Source organism: Pseudomonas sp. BT-42-2, assembly GCF_025847435.2.
Lineage (GTDB): Bacteria > Pseudomonadota > Gammaproteobacteria > Pseudomonadales > Pseudomonadaceae > Aquipseudomonas > Aquipseudomonas urmiensis.
The window spans coordinates 13477-27053 of the sequence record NZ_JAOYTM010000027.1; the positions used below are offsets into that span (position 1 = coordinate 13477).

General features: G+C 60.5%; 13 protein-coding genes, 4 tRNA genes and 1 pseudogene. 8 read left to right on the plus strand and 10 right to left on the minus strand.

Features of this window, described 5'->3' with window-relative positions; all coding sequences use genetic code 11:
- Window positions 1-43: 43 nt before the first annotated feature.
- Window positions 44-364 carry a hypothetical protein gene (locus tag OIU19_RS24440; protein ID WP_264237172.1) on the plus strand — a complete coding sequence of 107 codons (321 nt, stop codon included), beginning with the start codon at window positions 44-46 and terminating at the stop codon, window positions 362-364.
- A gap of 423 nt (window positions 365-787) precedes the next feature.
- Here OIU19_RS24440 and OIU19_RS24445 read toward each other — a convergent pair whose 3' ends face one another.
- The 4 genes and pseudogenes from OIU19_RS24445 to OIU19_RS24460 form a co-directional block, all read right to left on the minus strand.
- Window positions 788-1060, minus strand: a complete 273-nt coding sequence (locus tag OIU19_RS24445) for a hypothetical protein (RefSeq protein WP_264237173.1) — start codon at window positions 1058-1060, stop codon at window positions 788-790.
- A pseudogene (locus OIU19_RS24450) lies at window positions 1057-2032 on the minus strand (integrase domain-containing protein). The gene OIU19_RS24445 and the pseudogene OIU19_RS24450 overlap by 4 nt, the downstream one beginning before the upstream one ends.
- 547 nt (window positions 2033-2579) lie before the next feature.
- A tRNA-Thr gene (locus OIU19_RS24455) sits at window positions 2580-2655 on the minus strand.
- Window positions 2656-2781: 126 nt separating this feature from the next.
- Window positions 2782-3192 (minus strand): pilin, encoded by a 411-nt coding sequence (locus tag OIU19_RS24460; protein ID WP_264237175.1) that lies wholly within the window; start codon window positions 3190-3192, stop codon window positions 2782-2784.
- Window positions 3193-3409: 217 nt separating this feature from the next.
- Between OIU19_RS24460 and OIU19_RS24465 the strand changes: the two genes are divergently transcribed.
- From OIU19_RS24465 to yacG, 4 genes are read left to right on the plus strand one after another with little or no spacing between them, the layout of a single operon-like run.
- Window positions 3410-4618, plus strand: a complete 1209-nt coding sequence (locus OIU19_RS24465) for a type II secretion system F family protein (RefSeq protein WP_264237176.1) — start codon at window positions 3410-3412, stop codon at window positions 4616-4618.
- A 2-nt stretch (window positions 4619-4620) separates the two neighbouring features.
- On the plus strand, window positions 4621-5487 hold the full coding sequence (locus tag OIU19_RS24470) for an A24 family peptidase (protein WP_264237177.1): 867 nt from the start codon (window positions 4621-4623) through the stop codon (window positions 5485-5487).
- On the plus strand, window positions 5487-6110 hold the full coding sequence (coaE, locus tag OIU19_RS24475) for a dephospho-CoA kinase (RefSeq protein WP_264237178.1): 624 nt from the start codon (window positions 5487-5489) through the stop codon (window positions 6108-6110). The genes OIU19_RS24470 and coaE overlap by 1 nt, the downstream gene beginning before the upstream one ends.
- On the plus strand, window positions 6107-6307 hold the full coding sequence (gene yacG, locus OIU19_RS24480) for a DNA gyrase inhibitor YacG (protein WP_186553694.1): 201 nt from the start codon (window positions 6107-6109) through the stop codon (window positions 6305-6307). Before coaE ends, yacG begins: the two co-directional genes overlap by 4 nt.
- Before the next feature lie 106 nt (window positions 6308-6413).
- Here yacG and OIU19_RS24485 read toward each other — a convergent pair whose 3' ends face one another.
- A complete protein-coding gene (locus OIU19_RS24485; protein WP_264237179.1) occupies window positions 6414-7094 on the minus strand; it encodes an energy-coupling factor ABC transporter permease in 681 nt (226 codons plus the stop codon).
- Between the two features lie 105 nt (window positions 7095-7199).
- Here OIU19_RS24485 and OIU19_RS24490 point away from each other — a divergent pair, with 105 nt between their 5' ends.
- From OIU19_RS24490 to OIU19_RS24500, 3 genes are all read left to right on the plus strand, one after another.
- Complete coding sequence (locus OIU19_RS24490; RefSeq protein WP_119138311.1) at window positions 7200-7829, plus strand: DUF1780 domain-containing protein; 630 nt, start codon at window positions 7200-7202, stop codon at window positions 7827-7829.
- Between the two features lie 133 nt (window positions 7830-7962).
- Window positions 7963-8136, plus strand: coding sequence for a DUF3094 family protein (locus OIU19_RS24495; RefSeq protein WP_186553692.1), 174 nt, complete (start codon window positions 7963-7965; stop codon window positions 8134-8136).
- A gap of 81 nt (window positions 8137-8217) precedes the next feature.
- A complete protein-coding gene (locus OIU19_RS24500) occupies window positions 8218-9513 on the plus strand; it encodes an NAD(P)/FAD-dependent oxidoreductase (protein WP_264237180.1) in 1296 nt (431 codons plus the stop codon).
- A gap of 135 nt (window positions 9514-9648) precedes the next feature.
- Here OIU19_RS24500 and OIU19_RS24505 read toward each other — a convergent pair whose 3' ends face one another.
- The 5 genes from OIU19_RS24505 to clpB form a co-directional block, all read right to left on the minus strand.
- The gene (locus OIU19_RS24505; RefSeq protein ID WP_186553690.1) at window positions 9649-10185 is read right to left on the minus strand and encodes a dihydrofolate reductase family protein; all 537 of its coding nucleotides are present in this window, start codon (window positions 10183-10185) and stop codon (window positions 9649-9651) included.
- A 99-nt stretch (window positions 10186-10284) separates the two neighbouring features.
- Window positions 10285-10360, minus strand: a tRNA-Lys gene (locus OIU19_RS24510).
- A 6-nt stretch (window positions 10361-10366) separates the two neighbouring features.
- Window positions 10367-10443 (minus strand) — tRNA-Pro (locus OIU19_RS24515).
- A gap of 4 nt (window positions 10444-10447) precedes the next feature.
- Window positions 10448-10523: transfer RNA gene (locus OIU19_RS24520), tRNA-Asn, on the minus strand.
- Window positions 10524-11009: 486 nt separating this feature from the next.
- Entirely contained in the window at window positions 11010-13574 is a 2565-nt protein-coding gene (clpB, locus tag OIU19_RS24525) for an ATP-dependent chaperone ClpB (RefSeq protein ID WP_264237181.1), read from the minus strand.
- Between the last annotated feature and the right edge of the window lie 3 nt (window positions 13575-13577).

Genomic DNA, 13577 nt, shown 5'->3' on the forward strand with positions numbered 1-13577 from the left:
TTCGTGGCTCAGGGCGGCATATTACCGAGGAAGCGGCGTCGATGTGAATTCACCAGCCAGACGCTGTATCGATCGACTCATTTGCTGCCAACCTATTCACCTTGCTGAAGTGAATGTCGGCGAGTTCCGAGGTGATGACGAAAGCTACAACACCGTTCGCCGGCTAGGTGAGGCAGTCGACTTCGATCGTCGAGAGGAAGCGGTGAAGTTTGCTCAGTCCTTGCATGACAAGATTGCATCCGCAACGGCGACGATTGGTGAGAAAGTTGAGCACGGCATTGATTCGATGCTGCGCAATAACAAAAGCGCTGCCGACGTTTACGACCTTCTGTTCGACTTCTGCTATCTGGAAATACGTTATTAGCTGCTATTCCAAGACGCCTAAATCGAGCAGCTATCTCCAGGCCAACGAGGTGCGTTGCTTCTGATTTTCTACATGCTCGTGGAAAGGGGGGTAACCCGATCATCTCGATCAGCCTGCAGAAAACCTCGACAACGAGACCGTGGTCAGCATTCTCGTCCCCGTGCTCACAGAAGCGAAGAAGCGTCGGCAAATCATCATGGTCATGCACAACCCTAACCTCGCGATTGTCTGAAAAGGACAAAGGGGACAGATCACGTTTTATCATTTTAGGGCTCTATGGCAAGAAGACTTCAAGACCCTCAATCGAATAAATTCGGGGAACAAAATCGTGGTCTGCCCCCCTATTCCACTTAAAGGCGGCCGACCATCAGCCAAGTACAACCTATTTTAGGAATTTAATCTTTGCCGGTGGATTACATAGACTTACTGCTTGAATATCCATGGTTTTTCTAATCGATGCATGATTAGCTGTACCGTCAGGTCGTAGTAATATTGTGTCGCCTCACTATTCCGGCATAGGCGAATTTCGAGAAACCAAACCAGGTGCTTTCTCTGCCAAGCCCGAGGCGATCCTCGCTGCCAGCAGTCCGCAATCGTCTGGATGATTTTCGCTTGTCGCACATGGCGTTGCCGAGTTGCGTGCGCGCCCGTTAGCACCGCAGCCAAGAACAGCTCCATATCGAAGACCTTACTCATCTGAGACCTCCTTGATAGGAAGCGACCACATCGATCCGAGCGTGCCCCAGCTCATGGCTGATTTGTCTCCGGGCCTGACGATCAAGCTTCCTATCTAACGGGTAATGGCCGCCATTGATAGGCGCGTGGTGTTGGGTGATTTGCTCATAGCGCCCACATGCGTAGGCCGCCCGTAGCTCATGGAAACCCATGAGTTTGTGTGCATGCAGGATGTCTCGTGCTGGGCGGATGGTTTCCTGCAGCACACCAAGATAGCTTTCGTGTGGCGCAATAAGGTTGCTGCTACCAACAGGCGACACCTGCTGTGCAAACCCAAGCGCCTCGCGAAGATGGTCATCCACCCTAATCCAGTGGGGTGCCGAGGCGTCGGCGCGGCCGCCTTTGATGCCATCCTGAATATTGATCCTGCCTAGGTCGCTAGCCTCACGGCTTAGCCGTGACAGGTCGGCCAAGATGGCCTCACGCAGGCGCATACCGGTGACTCGCGCCAACAGGACGATAGCTGCGACCCGTCTCTGGTCGTGGCTGCAAAGCGCATCAACGATCTGCTTAACATGTTCGCGGTCTTGGCCCTGCGGCACCGACTGGCGAACCCCGGTGCGCTGCATCCCCAGCTCCCTGCTCGGACTTTGCAATCTCACATACTGATCACCGCGAAGCGCCGCCATGGTCCTGTTAACGCTGGATAGTCGATTTTGTGCGCTGCTGACAGCGAGATCAACGCGCCTAACCGCGTTGCGCAGGTACGCCGCGCAGTCAGCCAACGCCTTCCAATCAACCTGCCGCGCATCATTGATACCGGGCCCTCGTTCGGATCGGCAGCACTTCACCAGTGCCTGCCACCGATCATTGTGCGACTTGACCGTGCCGTAGTGGCCACCGCCGAACATGTCTTTCACCGCCTACAGCCTTGCAACTCAATTGCCTGCCGTAGCCGAAATTACGACCATCGCGTCTACCCACCAATGCCATGTCGATTACCTTATCGCCTGTTCACAGATCCTCGCCCCACGTCATCCCGCCAAGAATGCTGAGTGTTATCAGGGATCAAAGCCGCTGCGAGCTGTGGGGATGTCCTCTAACACAGGACTGGCGGCTCCTTACGACCGGGAGCAAGGGCATCTCATAATCTGACCTCCTGAGCACCGTTACCGGTGGGCGGGTGGAGGCTGCATTGGCTGACGAGACCAGTGCCTGAAGATCCTGAGCCAGGTACAAGCAGCAATGCGATGACCTGGGCATGCCTGACTGTCACTCAGGTGCAGTCCATTCCTTGGTCTGCGGCACCATCATCTACATGGCTGTTGCTGGTGACATCGGTGTTTGTCACGCCGATTGTCACGAGGGGAATTGCCGCAAAGCCATGTGCGATAAGGGCTGCTGCAGTGTTAGAAGTGGCTGATTGACCTAGAGAGTAACCAAGATGGTGTTTGGCTCACGTCGGAAACAACAAAGCCCGCACAAAGCGGGCTTTCTTGAGGGTTCCGTATACAAACAGAGTCGTATCGGAACAGCTAGGTGGTGCCGGAGACAGGAATCGAACCTGCGACCTTCGCGTTACGAGTGCGCTGCTCTACCGACTGAGCTACACCGGCGTGTTGCGCAACGTACCACTGCCGTGACGGTTTCGCAAATTGCTGGTTTTTAGTCAGATCTTGTTGGGTGCTGGAGGCCTCATCGCGAGGCAAGCCCGCTCCTACAGCGGGTTTGCTGGCCGGGGCTTAGCCGGCTTTGCAGCCGCTTGGGGCCAGGTCTTCTTCGATGTTGGTGGTGCAGGTCCAACCGCTGGGGGCGCGGGTCAGGGTCAGGGTTTTGCCCATCACGCTGGCCGGGCCGTCGGCCAGGGTGCAGGTGATGGCGCCGGTGCCATTGGCGGCTGTGCCTTGGGCGGTGATTGCGCAGTGCGCGGTGGCGGGTTGGCCGCCGAGGGCCGCGACATCCGTCACGTCCTTGCCTTCGTTCAGGCGCAGGTCCATCGCGGTTTTGAGGGCCGAAATTTCTAGCAGCCCGGCGGCGGCTTTGGTGCGCGATTGGTGGTTGGTGTACATCGGCACGGCGATGGTGGCGAGGATGCCGATGATCGCGACGACGATCATCAGTTCGATCAGGGTGATGCCTTGTTGGCCTTTCATGAACGCGTTTCCTTGTTGATTCGGCTGAGCCTTCATCCACTGTTGGACGCCAGGCTGGCAGGCGCGCAGTAGGCCTCATCAGACACCTTTTGTCACCCCTGCCCGGCTGGACGTCATGTTCGCTGAACTACTCTAGTGACCATCAGGGAAACCCGCCCACGCAGGGGCACGGCAAGCTGTTACCGGGCTTGTCGCACGTGCAGCAAGGAGCTTAGCTATGCGCCAAACAACACGGCTTTACGCCTGGCAAGGCATCGATGCCAACGGTGCGCGGGTCACGGGCCAGAGTGAGGGGCGCAGCCCGGCGTTGGTGCGCGCGGGGTTGCTGCGTCAGGGCATCAGTAATGCGCGCTTGCGCCCGGCGGGTGGGCTTGGCTGGCGGTTGCCGGCGCGTCGGGAGAAGGCGGATGCGGCGGGGTTCAGTCGGCAGTTGGCGACCTTGCTCAAGGCGGGGGTGCCGCTGCTTCAGGCGTTCGAGGTGATGGGGCGCAGTGGGGGCGATGAGAGCCTGGGCAAGCTGCTGACGCGATTGAAACAGGATGTGGCAGCGGGCATGGGGCTGGCCGATGCGTTGCAGCGCCAGCCGGGCTGGTTCGATCGGCTGTACTGCAATCTGGTGCGGGTGGGTGAGCAGTCGGGCACGCTCGATGGCCAGCTGGAACAGCTGGCAGACATGCTGGAGCAGCGCCAGGCGCTGCAGCGGCGGGTGCGTAAGGCGATGCTCTATCCGGCGCTGCTGTTGCTGACGGGCTTGGGCGTGTCGGCGCTGTTGCTGCTGGAGGTAGTGCCGCGCTTTGAGGGGCTGTTTGCCAGTTTCGGCAAGGCGCTGCCAGCGTTTACCCAGTGGGTGATCGATTTATCCACAGGCTTTGGGCTGCATGGGCCTTGGCTGGTGATGGTTTTGCTTTTGCTCGGTGTGGGTGGGCGCCAGCTGTATCGGCGCCATGCCGGGGCGCGCTTGTGGATATCTCGCCGGGCGCTGGGTATTCCGCTGCTTGGGCGGTTGCTGGGGCATGCGGCGATGGCGCGTTTTGCGCGCAGTTTGGGCACGGCGTATGCGGCGGGGGTGCCGCTGTTGGATGCGCTGGGCACGGTGGCGGCGGCGAGTGGCGCCAGCGTGCATGAGCAGGCGATTTTGCGGCTGCGCCAGGGCATGGCCAATGGGCAGGGGCTGCATCAGGCGATGGCGGGGGAGCGGTTATTTGCGCCGCTGTTGGTGCAGCTGACGATGATTGGTGAGTCCAGCGGCACGCTCGACCAGATGCTGGGCAAAGCGGCCAGCCATTATGAGGAACAGGTCAGCCAGGCGCTCGACCAGTTGACCGGCCTGCTGGAGCCAGCCATCGTGCTGATCCTTGGCCTCCTGGTGGGTGGCCTGGTGGTTGCCATGTACCTGCCAATCTTCCAGTTGGGTAGTTTGATCTGAACATGAATCTGTGGACTTTCCTGGCTGTGCAGCCGGTTTACTTCTTGGTGTTGGCCACCGTGCTGGGGCTGCTGGTGGGCAGCTTTCTGAATGTGCTGGTGCATCGTTTGCCGATCATGCTCGAGCGCCAGTGGCAGCGTGAGGCGCAGGAGGTGCTCGACCTGCCCTTGGTCGAGCACGACCGCTTCAACCTGTCTTTGCCCGCCTCGCACTGCCCGCACTGTGGGCATCGGATTCGGCCGTGGGAGAACATTCCGCTGTTGAGCTACCTGGTGCTGCGCGGGCGCTGCTCGGCGTGCAAGGGGGCGATCAGTGCGCGTTATCCGTTGGTGGAGCTTGCGTGTGCGGGGCTTTCGCTGGTGGTGGCGTGGCACTTTGGGCCGGGGGTGCAGGCGCTGGCGGCGCTGCTGCTGACCTGGTGTTTGCTGGCGTTGAGTTTGATCGATGCTGAGCAGCAGATCCTGCCGGATGTGCTGGTGTTGCCCATGGTGTGGGTCGGGCTGATCGTCAATGCCTTCGGCGTGTTTGTGACGCTGGATGCGGCACTGTGGGGCGCGGTGCTGGGGTATCTGAGCCTGTGGAGCGTTTACTGGCTGTTCAAGCTGGTGACCGGCAAGGAGGGCATGGGCTATGGCGACTTCAAGCTGCTGGCGCTGATCGGCGCCTGGGGTGGCTGGCAGGTGTTGCCGGTGACGCTGGTGCTGTCGTCGGTGGTGGGGGCGCTGATTGGCCTGTGTTTGCTGCGTTGGCGTAAGGCTTCGTTGGGCACGGCGATGCCTTTTGGTCCGTATCTGGCCATTGCGGGGTGGATTGCCGTGCTCTGGGGTGATGAAATGTACGCCTCATACCTGCAACTGCTTGGATTCTGATGACCACTGCGGCATTTACCCCTTGGATACTGGGCCTGACCGGCGGCATCGGCAGTGGCAAGAGCGCCGCTGCCGAGCGCTTCGTGGAGCTGGGCGTGCACTTGGTCGACGCCGATCAGGCCGCGCGCTGGGTGGTCGAGCCGGGCCGGCCGGCGTTGGCCAGCATCGTCGAGCGCTTTGGCGCGGGCGTGTTGCTGGACGACGGGCAGCTGGATCGCTCGGCGTTGCGCCAGCTGATCTTTGCCGACCCAAGCCAGCGGCGCTGGCTTGAACAGCTGCTGCATCCGCTGATTGGCCAGGAGATTTTCAGTTACCTGGCCAAGGCCGAGTCGCCGTATGCGGTGTATGTGTCGCCGCTGCTGATCGAGTCGGGGCAGTACCAGAAGACCCAGCGCGTGCTGGTGATCGATGCGCCACAAGAATTGCAGGTACAGCGTACCTTGCTGCGCGATAACACCAGCCCTGAACAAGTGCAGGCGATTCTGGCGGCGCAGTTGGCGCGCGAGGAACGTTTGCGCCATGCCGATGATGTGGTGGTCAATGACCGCGACCTGGCCGGGTTGCACGAGCAGATTGACCGCCTGCACCACTTTTACCTGACTTTACGAGGAGGCCAGCCATGAGCCAGCCGTTGTCCGTTGATTGCCCGACCTGTGGCGCACCTGTGGAATGGAGCGCGAAGAGCCCGAACCGGCCGTTTTGCTCGGACCGTTGCAAGCTGATCGACCTGGGGGCGTGGGCGGCTGAGGAGCATAAGATCCCGGTGGCGCCTGAGGCTGAGGATGACTTGTATTCGGGGGATCTGGAACCGCGGCATTGATGTGTGGTGGGTCAGTTATGGCCCTATCGCGGGGCAAGCCCGCTCCCACGATAAGCCAAGCGCAATTCGTGGGAGCGGGCTTGCCCCGCGATAGGGCCGGCACATCTCAGCTGTCATCCTTCCACGGCGCCTGCAGGTAACGGGTACGGTTAAAAGTCTCCAACCACTCAGGGCAAAACACCACCAAGGCGCTGACCACCATCCCATTGATAAACGCTTCGGGAAAGATCATCAGCCACAGGTAACCGACAAAGTCCGTCAGCCACTCGGGCATGGCAAACCGCCCATCCAGCCACAACAACCCCATCGCCGCCAGCAGGCACAGCAGCGCCGACAACGCCGCGGCAAAGAACCCCGAACAGAAGATATAAACGAACAGGTTACGCGGCTGCGCGCGCTCGACCAGGATCGCGCACACCTCGGTGATCAATACCGGCAGGCCAATGATCAACAGGCCGTTGACCCCAAGTGCCGCCAGATCCTGGCGCCCCAGCGCCATCAGCCCGAGCTGGGCGAAAAACCCTCCAAGCATCGCCAGCGGCCAATCCAGCAACAGGGTCACCGCCGTCATGCCGATAAAGTGATAAGACACGCCGGTATCGAAATCGCGCCTGACCAGCCACAAGGCAAACAGGGCGAACACCGTGCCGAACAGTAGATGCTGGCGGCGCCGATCGGTGAACAGCTCGACCCAGCGGGTACGCGACACCGCCCAGAACAGTAGCGGAACGTAAGCCACCCAGCCCAGGGTCAGGCTGGTGGTGGACAGGACTTGTGCGCTGATCACCTTGACCTCACTCCCCTTTCAGACAGCTTCGAGTCTACACCCTGGGCCGATTCCTACCGGCAAACAACACCTTACCGTCACAGATTAGCGGCTAAGCTTGTGCACATGGATGACTCAGACTACCTGCGCCTGCTTACCATCCAGGCCGAACAAGCCAATGCGTTCCTGTCCAATGCCCGCAAATGGGAACGCGAGCGTTGGGTGTGCCAGCGCCTGCTGCAAGGGCTGAACATTCCCTACCGCAACGAAGACTTCACCCCGGCCGGGCAAGAGCCACCCGACGTGCTGTTTCGCGATGCGGCGTTCGAGGTGTTTTTCGTGCTCGATGAAGGCCGCCGGCTCAATGACGAATGGCGCGAGGAGCTGCAGCGCCGGCGTAGTGCGTTTTCCCTGAGCCAGCTGGTGCGCCGCGAGGCGCGGCCCCGACGAATCAGCGCCCAGGAGCTGCTGGTACGCCTGGCGCCGACCTTGCGCAAGAAGGCGCACAACTACCGGGAACGGGGCCTGGAGCTGAACGAGCTGGATATCATCGCTTTTGCCAGCCTCAAGCGTGAGGTGCTGGATTTGAACAGCCACTTTCCGCCGCCCACCGAATATCTGCGCCAGGGCTGGCGTTCGTTGTCGTTGGTCGGGCCGACCTTCGCCCGGGTGCTGTTCGCCCACCCGGATGCGCCGGATTTCCTGCGCGGCAATTTGGGGCGCAGTATTGTGTTCGATGTCGGTATCAGTCTTTGATCCAGTGCCGAGAGTCTTTGCAATGGCGTACACTCGGCGCCAGAGATAGAAAGCATTATCATTCGTTATCAAGACCCTGCGCGAACCCTGTAGCCTTTGCGCAGTCACATGCGTCTACCTGACGAGGCCCACCATGACCAGTCGCCTGAATCCTGAAGATCAGCGTCGCGTCGATGAGTATCTCAAAGCCCCTCAGCATCAAGTTGAGCGCAAGCCGTTTCGGCCATTGCTGCTCCTGGCGCTGGTGGTTGGGGTGACCATTGGTCTGGGCCTGTTGAGCCGCCTGCTGAGTGGACTGGTGCTATGAGCTGCCTTGCGCTCGCCCTCTGCTCGCCGACGGCGCCGCCCCTTGGGGGCACGAATTCGTTAAACCTTATGAGATATTTCCATGACTCATCGCATCGTGATTGTCGGCGGCGGCGCCGGCGGCCTGGAACTGGCGACCCGCCTGGGTAAAAGCCTGGGCAAGCGCAACAAGGCCGAGATCACCCTGGTCGACGCCAACCTGACGCACATCTGGAAGCCGCTGCTGCACGAAGTGGCCGCCGGCTCGCTGAACTCCTCGGAAGACGAACTGAACTACGTGGCCCAGGCCAAGTGGAACCATTTCAATTTCCAGCTGGGGCGCATGAGCGGCCTGGACCGTGAGAGCAAGCAGATCCAATTGGCGGCGACCCTCGATGAAGACGGCCGCGAGCTGCTGCCTGCGCGCACCCTGGGCTACGACAGCCTGGTGATCGCCGTAGGCAGCAACACCAATGACTTCGGCACCCTGGGCGCGGCGCAGCATTGCCTGTTCCTGGATACCCGCAAGCAGGCCGAGCGCTTCCATCAGCAGTTGCTCAATCACTACCTGCGCGCTCATGCCGGCGACGCGGCGAGCGAGAAAATCAGCGTGGCGATCGTCGGCGCTGGCGCCACCGGTGTCGAGCTGGCGGCGGAGCTGCATCACGCTGCGCACGAGCTGGCGGCGTATGGCCTGGACAAGATTCAGCCCAAGGACATGCACATCACCATCATCGAGGCCGGCCCACGGGTGCTGCCGGCGCTGCCTGAGCGGATCAGCGTGCCGGTGCACAAGACGCTGGAAAAGCTGGGCATCACCGTGATGACCAATTCTTCGGTCAGTGAAGTGACTGAGGATGGCTTGAAGACTGCCAGTGGCGAAGTGATCCAGGCGAGCCTTAAGGTGTGGGCGGCGGGCATTCGCGCGCCGGGCTTCTTGAAGGATATCGATGGGCTGGAGACCAACCGGATCAATCAGCTGGTGGTACGCCCTACGCTGCAGACCACGCTGGATGACGATATCTTCGCCTTTGGCGATTGTGCGGCCTGCCCGCAGCCGGGCAGCGATCGCAACGTGCCGCCACGCGCGCAGGCGGCGCACCAGCAGGCTTCGATGTTGGTGAAGAGCTTCCAGGGGCGGCTTGAGGGTAAAGCGCTGCCGACTTATGCGTACAAGGATTACGGCTCGCTGGTATCGCTGTCGCGGTTCTCGGCGGTGGGTAACCTGATGGGCAACCTGACCGGTAGCGTGATGCTCGAAGGCTGGTTGGCGCGGATGTTCTATGTGTCGCTGTATCGGATGCACCAGATGGCGCTGTATGGGACGTTCCGTACCTTGATGCTGATGCTCGGCAGCCGGATTGGGCGTGGGACTGAGCCGCGTCTGAAGTTGCACTGATCGTTTGAGATTTTGGGGCCGCTGTGCGGCCCTTCGCGGGCAAGCCCGCTCCCACAGGGATTTGCGCTGTACCTGTGGGAGCGGGCTTGTCGGGGCGCCGAACCGCCGCGATGGGCCGCACAGCGGCCCCAAAAACTACTTAACGACGCGGTAGGTGCTCTGCACGAACCCACTCTCAAAACTGGTCGTACGCAGGTGCTGCAACTGCACATCCCGCGCCAGCTCGCCAAACAGTGCAATCCCGCGCCCAAGCAACACCGGGATATGGGTAATGGTCAACTCATCCACCCGCCCCTCGCGCAAAAAACCCTGAATCAACTTTCCGCCATCCAGGTACAGGCTCTTCGCCCCAGTAGCCGTCAGATGCTCGAGCAAGGCTGGAATCGGCCCCGGATGCAGCTCTATACCCTCCCCCAAACCAGCAGGCAGCGCCTTGAGCGTTTCGCTCAGCACCACCACACGCTTGTTGGGATAAGGCCACTCGCCAAACGTCAGCACCTTGTCGAACGTGCCACGCCCCATCACCAGGGTGTCGACGCTGGCCATGAACGCCCCATAGCCATGATCGTCACTGGAACTGGTCGCGCCCATCAGCCAGTCGAGGCTGCCGTCTTCGCGGGCAATGAAGCCATCCAGGCTGGTGGCGATGAAAACGCTGGCTTTCAATGGCATGGGCTCGCTCCTTCGGTTGAATACGAAGGCTAGCAAGAGCGGCGGGATAAAATCGAGGCAAAAGAAAAAGGGCATCTCAGTCGAGATGCCCTTATTACATGGTGGGTCGTGTAGGATTCGAACCTACGACCAATTGGTTAAAAGCCAACTGCTCTACCAACTGAGCTAACGACCCTGAAAATGGTCGGGGTGAGGGGATTCGAACTCCTGACATCCTGCTCCCAAAGCAGGCGCGCTACCGGACTGCGCTACACCCCGAGATTGGCTCCGCGACCTGGACTCGAACCAGGGACCCAATGATTAACAGTCATTTGCTCTACCGACTGAGCTATCGCGGAACTGAACTTCGGTACATCTTTACAGCTTCGAAGTCTGTGTTAGCTTCGATCTCTTTGGCTATCCGCTTTCGCGTTGTCGCTGCTGAGGCCGGCTATTCTACATTCTTCGTTTTGCTTGTCAACCACTTTTTTTCATTCAACTTACTGATTTCTAAGTTGTTTTGCGATCACCGATGTTGCTGGTGATTCGCTTAGTGCCTGACAGCGGGGCGTATATTAGGGGCACTCGAATTTTGATGCAAGCAAAAATTTCAAAATTTTCAGCAAGTTATCAAGAAAGGTGGTGAGGCCTAGGTTTTTCGGGGGTTGGGCGGGCTTCATCGCGGGGCAAGCCCGCTCCCACGCCCCCCAGACACGCGCACAGACACGCGCCGTAAATGGCTGTGGGAAGCTTCGTGGGAGCGGGCTTGCCCCGCGATGAGGCCGGCAAAAGCACAAAATATTTTCCAGAACACAAAAAAAGCCCCGCTTTCGCGGGGCTTTTTTTTAGGCAAAGACGATTTCGTCGCCTTCGACCTTGGCGGTAATCGCCGAACCTGGCAAAAACTCGCCTGCCAGGATCAACTGCGCCAGCGGGTTCTCGATCCAGCGCTGGATCGCACGCTTCAGTGGCCGTGCGCCATACACCGGGTCGTAACCGACGGCGATCAGCTTGTCGGTCGCCTCTGGGCTCAGGCTCAAGGTCAACTCGCGTTCGGCCAGGCGGCTGCGCAGGCGGCCGAGCTGGATTTCGGTAATGCCGGCGATCTGCTCGCGGCCCAGCGGTTCGAACACCACCACTTCGTCGATGCGGTTGATGAACTCCGGACGGAAGTGGTTACCCACCGCATCCATCACCGCCGCACGCTGCGCCTCACGATCACCGACCAGCTCCTGGATCTGCGCCGAGCCCAGGTTGGAGGTCATCACGATCACCGTATTGCGGAAGTCCACCGTGCGACCGTGGCTGTCGGTCAGGCGACCGTCTTCAAGCACTTGCAGCAGCACGTTGAATACATCCGGGTGAGCCTTCTCGACCTCATCCAGCAGCACCACGGCATACGGCTTGCGGCGCACGGCTTCGGTCAGGTAGCCGCCCTCTTCGTAACCGACGTAGCCTGGCGGTGCGCCGATCAGGCGAGCCACGGAGTGTTTCTCCATGAACTCGGACATATCGATACGCACCATCGCCTCTTCAGTGTCGAACAGGAACTCGGCCAAGGCCTTGCACAGTTCGGTCTTACCGACACCGGTCGGGCCGAGGAACAGGAACGAGCCACTCGGCCGGTTCGGGTCGGACAGCCCGGCCCGCGAACGGCGTACCGCGTTGGCCACGGCAGTGACCGCTTCGTTCTGGCCGATCACCCGTTGGTGCAACAGCTCTTCCATCTTCAGCAGCTTCTCGCGCTCGCCTTCGAGCATTTTCGCGACGGGGATGCCGGTCCACTTGGAGACCACTTCGGCGATCTCTTCTTCAGTCACCTTGTTACGCAGCAGCTGGTTCTCGGTCTTGCCGTGCTGGTCGACCATCTGCAGGCTGCGCTCCAGGTCCGGGATCACCCCGTACTGCAGTTCGGCCATGCGGCTCAGGTCGCCTTTGCGGCGAGCGGCTTCCAGCTCTTGGCGGGCCTGCTCGATCTTTTGCTGAATCTGCGCCGAGCCCTGTACTTCGGCTTTCTCCGAAGCCCAGATCTCTTCGAGGTCGGAGTATTCGCGCTCCAGGCGCTCGATTTCTTCGGTGAGCTTCTCGAGGCGTTTCTTGGCGGCCTCGTCTTCTTCTTTCTTCAATGCCTGCGATTCGACCTTGAGCTGGATCAGGCGACGGTCGAGGCGATCGAGCACTTCCGGCTTGGAGTCGATTTCCATGCGGATGCGGCTGGCCGCTTCGTCGATCAGGTCGATGGCCTTGTCCGGCAGCTGGCGATCGGTGATGTAGCGGTGGCTGAGCTTGGCCGCTGCAATGATCGCGCCGTCGGTGATGGCCACCTTGTGGTGCACTTCATAACGCTCTTTCAGGCCGCGCAGGATGGCGATGGTGTCTTCCTCGCTCGGCTCTTCGACCAGCACCTTCTGGAAGCGCCGCTCAAGGGCTGCGTCCTTCTCGATGAACTGGCGGTACTCGTTGAGCGTGGTAGCACCCACGCAGTGCAGCTCGCCACGGGCCAGGGCCGGTTTGAGCATGTTGCCAGCGTCCATGGCGCCCTCGCCTTTACCGGCGCCGACCATGGTGTGCAGCTCGTCGATGAACAGGATGATCTGGCCTTCCTGCTTGGACAGCTCGTTGAGCAGGCCTTTGAGGCGCTCTTCGAACTCACCGCGGTACTTGGCGCCAGCGATCAGCGCGCCCATATCCAGGGCCAGCAGGCGTTTGCCTTTGAGGCCGTCGGGCACTTCGCCGTTGATGATGCGCTGGGCCAGGCCTTCGGCAATGGCGGTTTTACCCACGCCAGGCTCACCGATCAGCACCGGGTTGTTCTTGGTGCGGCGTTGCAGCACCTGCACGGTACGGCGGATCTCGTCGTCACGGCCGATCACCGGGTCGAGCTTGCCTTCTTCGGCGCGCTTGGTCAGGTCGACGGTGTACTTGTCCAGGGCCTGACGCGACTCTTCGGCGTTGGCGTCATTGACCGCCGCGCCGCCGCGCAGGTTGTTGATGGCGTTCTCCAGGGCTTTTTTGCTCACGCCCTGGCCGAGCAGCAGTTTGCCGACCTTGCTGTTTTCATCCATGGCGGCGAGCAGCACCAGCTCGCTCGAGATGAACTGGTCGCCCTTCTGCTGGGCCAGGCGGTCGGCCTGGTTGAGCAGGCGCGCCAGGTCCTGCGACATGTTCACGTCGCCGGTGGGGTTCTGGATTTTCGGCAGTTGGTCGAGCTCTTTGCTCAACGCCGTGCGCAGGCTGTTGACGTCGAAGCCAACCTGCATCAGCAGCGGCTTGATCGAGCCGCCTTGCTGGTCGATCAGCGCCTGCAACAGGTGCAGAGGCTCGATGGCCGGATGGTCCATGCCAACGGCCAGGGATTGGGAATCAGATAACGCTAATTGCAGCTTGCTGGTTAAACGGTCTATTCGCATGGG

Excerpts from the sequence above, each read along its gene's own strand:
- OIU19_RS24445 (WP_264237173.1), bottom strand. The coding sequence starts at position 1,060 with ATGAGTAAGGTCTTCGATATGGAGCTGTTCTTGGCTGCGGTGCTAACG.
- OIU19_RS24460 (WP_264237175.1), bottom strand. The coding sequence starts at position 3,192 with ATGAAAGGCCAACAAGGCATCACCCTGATCGAACTGATGATCGTCGTC.
- OIU19_RS24465 (WP_264237176.1), top strand. The coding sequence starts at position 3,410 with ATGCGCCAAACAACACGGCTTTACGCCTGGCAAGGCATCGATGCCAAC.
- OIU19_RS24470 (WP_264237177.1), top strand. The coding sequence starts at position 4,621 with ATGAATCTGTGGACTTTCCTGGCTGTGCAGCCGGTTTACTTCTTGGTG.
- coaE (WP_264237178.1), top strand. The coding sequence starts at position 5,487 with ATGACCACTGCGGCATTTACCCCTTGGATACTGGGCCTGACCGGCGGC.
- yacG (WP_186553694.1), top strand. The coding sequence starts at position 6,107 with ATGAGCCAGCCGTTGTCCGTTGATTGCCCGACCTGTGGCGCACCTGTG.
- OIU19_RS24490 (WP_119138311.1), top strand. The coding sequence starts at position 7,200 with ATGGATGACTCAGACTACCTGCGCCTGCTTACCATCCAGGCCGAACAA.
- OIU19_RS24495 (WP_186553692.1), top strand. The coding sequence starts at position 7,963 with ATGACCAGTCGCCTGAATCCTGAAGATCAGCGTCGCGTCGATGAGTAT.
- OIU19_RS24500 (WP_264237180.1), top strand. The coding sequence starts at position 8,218 with ATGACTCATCGCATCGTGATTGTCGGCGGCGGCGCCGGCGGCCTGGAA.
- OIU19_RS24505 (WP_186553690.1), bottom strand. The coding sequence starts at position 10,185 with ATGCCATTGAAAGCCAGCGTTTTCATCGCCACCAGCCTGGATGGCTTC.
- clpB (WP_264237181.1), bottom strand. The coding sequence starts at position 13,574 with ATGCGAATAGACCGTTTAACCAGCAAGCTGCAATTAGCGTTATCTGAT.